Genomic DNA, 4,381 nt, shown 5'->3' with positions numbered 1-4,381 from the left:
GCATGATGGTGGTGATGCGCTCGCCCTGCTCCAGCGGCAGCATGTTGATCAGCGCCTTGCCGCGTGACTGCGGATTGCCGATCGGCAGCCGCCAGACCTTTTCCTTGTAGACGATGCCGCGCGAGGAGAAGAACAGCACCGGCGTGTGGGTGTTGGCCACGAACAGCCGGGTGACGAAATCCTCTTCCTTGGTCGACATGCCGGAGCGGCCCTTGCCGCCGCGACGCTGCGCCCGGTAGAGCGACAGCGGCACGCGCTTGATGTAGCCGGAATGGCTCACCGTCACGACCATGTCCTCGCGCTGGATCAGGTCCTCGTCTTCCATGTCCGAACCGCCGTCGGTGAGTTCGGTGCGGCGCGGCGTGCCGAACTCGTCGCGCACGGCGGCAAGCTCGTCCTTGACGATCTGCTGGACGCGCGCGCGGGACGACAAAATGTCCAGGTAATCGATGATTTCGGCGCCGATCGTGTTCAACTCGTCGGCGATCTCGTCGCGGCCGAGCGCGGTCAGGCGCTGCAGGCGCAGTTCGAGGATGGCGCGCGCCTGTTCCTCTGACAGATTGTAGGTGCCGTCTTCGTTGATCCGGTGACGCGGGTCATCGATCAGGAGGATCAGCGATTCCACGTCGCCAGAGGGCCAGCGCCGCTCCATCAACTGCTCACGCGCCGTCTGCGGATCCGGCGCGGTGCGGATCAGCTTGATGATCTCGTCGATGTTGGCGACTGCGATGGCGAGACCGACCAGCACATGGGCGCGGTCGCGCGCCTTGCGCAGCAGGAATTTCGTCCGCCTTGTGATCACCTCCTCACGGAAGGCGACGAACGCCTTCAGCATATCGGTCAGGTTCATCACTTCCGGCTTGCCGCCGTTCAGTGCCACCATATTGGCGCCGAAGGAGGTCTGCAGCGGCGTGAAGCGGTAGAGCTGGTTGAGGATGACGTCGGCAACGGCGTCGCGCTTCAACTCGATGACGACGCGGTAGCCCTGGCGGTCGCTCTCGTCGCGGATATCGGAAATGCCCTCGATGCGCTTGTCGCGCACCAGTTCAGCCATCTTCTCGATCATCGACGACTTGTTCACCTGGTAGGGAACCTCGGTGATGATGATCGACTCGCGGTCGTTGCCGCGCTGTTCGATGTTGACCTTGCCGCGCATGACGATGGAGCCACGGCCGGTCGAATAGGCGTTGTAGATGCCCGAACGGCCAAGCACGATGCCGCCGGTGGGGAAATCCGGTCCCGGAATGATCTCCATCAACGCCGGCAGGTCGATCGCCGGATTGTCGATGAGGGCGATGGCGCCGTTGCAGATTTCGCTGAGATTATGCGGTGGAATGTTGGTCGCCATGCCGACGGCGATGCCGCCCGAGCCGTTGACCAAAAGGTTGGGAAACCGTGCCGGCAGAACCTTCGGTTCGCTGCCCGACGCGTCGTAAGTGTCCTGGAAATCGACGGTATCCTTGTCGATATCCTCCAAAAGCTCGTGCGCGACCTTGGTCAGCCGCGCTTCCGTGTAGCGCATCGCCGCAGGCGGATCGCCGTCGATGGAGCCGAAATTGCCCTGCCCGTCGATCAACGGAACGCGCAGCGACCAGTCCTGTGCCATGCGCACCAAGGCGTCATAGATGGAGGCGTCGCCATGCGGATGGTATTTACCCATCACGTCGGCGACCGGGCGCGCCGACTTCACATATTTGCGGTTCCAGTGGTAGCCGCTCTCATGGGCGGCGAAGAGAATGCGGCGATGCACCGGCTTCAGGCCGTCGCGCACGTCCGGCAGCGCACGGCTGACGATCACGCTCATAGCGTAATCGAGATAGGAGCGCTGCATCTCCTCGACGATGGATATCGGCTCGATGCCGGTGGGGCCGCCGTCGGCGCCGCGCGGTGTCTTCTGGTCGGTCAAATCGGATCACAATCTAATCAGGAATCACTTGGTGCTTATATAGGAAGCAAGCCCGAAACTCCAACCTTCACGGCACTTTTCCAGTGTCATTTTCGGTGGTAATTTCAAATGGATACCGCTGATTGCGACGATATGGCCAAGGCGGTTTTCGCCGCCCTGACGCAAAAGCCTGCGTGTCTGCCTTGGCGGGCACGGGGCCGATTGACGAAGCAGAAAAGGCCCATGCGCCACGGCGGCTGCGATAGTTGCGCGGCGTCTCCCCCATGATCCGCCGAAAACGACGATTGAAAGTCGACAGATCGTTGAAGCCGGCCTCGAAGGCGATCGCCGAGACCGCATCGTTGGACATGCGTAGCCGCACCGCCGCCCTGTGCAATCGCGTCCTGAGCAGGAATTGGTAGGGCGTCATGCCCGCCACCTGCCGGAAGATGCGCAGGAAGTGATACGGACTGGTTGCTGTCTCATTGGCAAGCGCTGAAAGCGAGACAGGCCCATCGGCGTCCAGTTCGATCCGCCGCACTGCCTCGGCCACCCGTTTCTGATCGCGGCGGCTGGGCGCGCGCCCGACATGCGTAGCGCCAGAGGCTGTAGCCACGGCAGCACCGGCCAAGCGCAGGGAAAGTTCCTCGAAGGCGTCGATGTAGGCCATCTCGCGCGCGGTCTCCGCTTCGGCCAGGAGCGGCGCCAGTACCGGCAAAGGCGGCAGGCGCGCCGCCTCGAAAGCCAGCTTCCTGGCGCCCGGAACGCCAGCTGCGATCCGTTCCATGTAGGCCGGATCGAAATGGAACGAGAGGCAACGGTCGCCGCTGCCATGCTCGTGCCCGCATTCGTAACATGTGCCGGGATTGCCGAGCAGGAGCGCGCCGGGCGCCAGCATCGCCGTGCCTTGCTGGGCGCGGTAGCGAAACGTGCCGCTGGTGACCGCAGCGACGCAGAAATCCTGATGCGCTTCCTCGAACGGCCGGTCGCCGGCGCCGGCCGTGCAAATGACGTCCGTCACGTGCCAACCGGCTCCGAATGCGAGACTATGCGTGGTCGTCGTCATAGTCGAAATATAGCAATTTTTCCCAAGCCCAGAACCCCGTCACCGCCTACTCCTAACGGTCTCCTGACAAGAAGAGGCCGCAGCCATGTTCGATCAATCCTCGTTTGCCGAAGCCCTGCATAGCTCCGGACCGATCGAAGGGCTTGCCGAAAAACTGAGCCTTTACGGCCGCTTCGTCGGCGCCTGGACGTTTGAGGCCTCGCGCCACCTCGAGGACGGCACTGTGCTGACAGGGCGTGGCGAGGTGCATTTCGGCTGGGTGCTGGAAGGCCGGGCGATCCAGGACGTGTGGATCCTGCCCGCGCGGGACGCCGGTCCATCGCCATCCTTGGGCACATGGACTTTTTACGGCACGACGCTGCGCGTCTATGATCCCGGCGCGGATGCCTGGCACATCTTCTGGAGCGACCCGCGCAACCAGTATTTCAGCCGCCAGCTCGGCCGCGCCGAGGGTGACACGATCGTGCAAGTGGGCGCCGACGACACCGGCAGCTCGGTACGCTGGAGCTTTTCACGCATCACCGAAAACTCCTTCCGCTGGCTGGGCGAACGCTCGCAAGACAATGGCGCGACATGGCGGCTGGAAGTCGAGTTCCTGGCGCGGCGAGCGGTTTGATCTCCGAGGATTGCAGCAGCCCAGAATAAAAGCGTCGCGATCCTTCGCGCTGCCCTCTGTCCCGCATCAACCACTTTCTCACGAACGGTTCCCACCGAACGGGCTTTGCTCTACCAATATTCTGGCACGGGCACAGCCCGGCGGGAGGGTCAGAGATGCCGAGTTTCGACAGCCTGTTCAACGCTTTCGTCACCATTCTCGTGACCATCGACCCGCCCGGCCTGGCGCCGCTGTTCCTCGCCGTGACGCGCGGCATGAACCGTGAGGAGCGCCAGCAGGTTTCGGTGCGCGCCTCGATCATCGGTTTCCTGGTGATGGCGCTGTTTGCGGTTGCCGGGGCCTCGATCCTGTCGGTGTTCGGCATAACGTTGCCGGCCTTCCGCGTCGCCGGCGGTTTCCTGCTGTTCTTCATCGCCTTCGAGATGGTGTTCGAGCGCCGGCAGGACCGCAAGGAGAAGATCGGCGACGTCGCCATCACCAAGGACATGATCCACAACATCGCCGCCTTCCCGCTGGCGATCCCACTGATCGCGGGCCCTGGTGCCATTTCGGCAACTGTGCTGCTTTCCGGCTCGTTTCAAGGCTTTGCCGCGCAGGCGGCGCTGGTCGGCATCATCTTCGTCTGCCTCGCCATCACCTATCTGGTGTTCGTGCTGTCGGAACGCATAGACCGCATCCTCGGCCAGACCGGCCGCTCGATCCTGACCCGTCTGCTTGGCGTCATCCTGGCGGCACTGGCTGTGCAATTCGTCGCCGACGGCATCAAGGCGCTGATAGCAGGCTGAACGACAGTCCCTACTGCCTACTGCCTACT

General features: G+C 63.1%; 3 protein-coding genes and 1 pseudogene. 2 read left to right on the top strand and 2 right to left on the bottom strand.

Going from position 1 to position 4,381, the window contains the following annotated elements; genetic code table 11:
- On the bottom strand, nt 1–1,906 hold a 1,906-nt coding region (gene gyrA, locus EN939_RS22770), incomplete at its 3' end, for a DNA gyrase subunit A (RefSeq protein ID WP_127269845.1).
- Between the two features lie 229 nt (nt 1,907–2,135).
- Nucleotides 2,136–2,951: pseudogene (locus tag EN939_RS22765) on the bottom strand (helix-turn-helix transcriptional regulator); the annotation flags it as partial.
- Between the two features lie 85 nt (nt 2,952–3,036).
- Here EN939_RS22765 and EN939_RS22760 point away from each other — a divergent pair.
- Together EN939_RS22760 and EN939_RS22755 are read left to right on the top strand one after the other, a co-directional pair.
- Nucleotides 3,037–3,567 (top strand): hypothetical protein, encoded by a 531-nt coding sequence (locus tag EN939_RS22760; protein ID WP_127269843.1) that lies wholly within the window; start codon nt 3,037–3,039, stop codon nt 3,565–3,567.
- A gap of 155 nt (nt 3,568–3,722) precedes the next feature.
- A complete protein-coding gene (locus tag EN939_RS22755) occupies nt 3,723–4,352 on the top strand; it encodes a MarC family protein (protein ID WP_013531832.1) in 630 nt (209 codons plus the stop codon).
- The last annotated feature ends 29 nt before the right edge of the window (nt 4,353–4,381 follow it).

The organism is Mesorhizobium sp. M7A.F.Ca.CA.002.05.1.1 (assembly GCF_003998335.1).
Classification (GTDB): domain Bacteria; phylum Pseudomonadota; class Alphaproteobacteria; order Rhizobiales; family Rhizobiaceae; genus Mesorhizobium.
This window is presented reverse-complemented; position numbering and strand designations above follow the sequence as displayed.

Bases quoted from the DNA above. Each gene is read 5' to 3' on its own strand.
- EN939_RS22755 (WP_013531832.1), top strand. From the start codon at position 3,723: ATGCCGAGTTTCGACAGCCTGTTCAACGCTTTCGTCACCATTCTCGTG.
- EN939_RS22760 (WP_127269843.1), top strand. From the start codon at position 3,037: ATGTTCGATCAATCCTCGTTTGCCGAAGCCCTGCATAGCTCCGGACCG.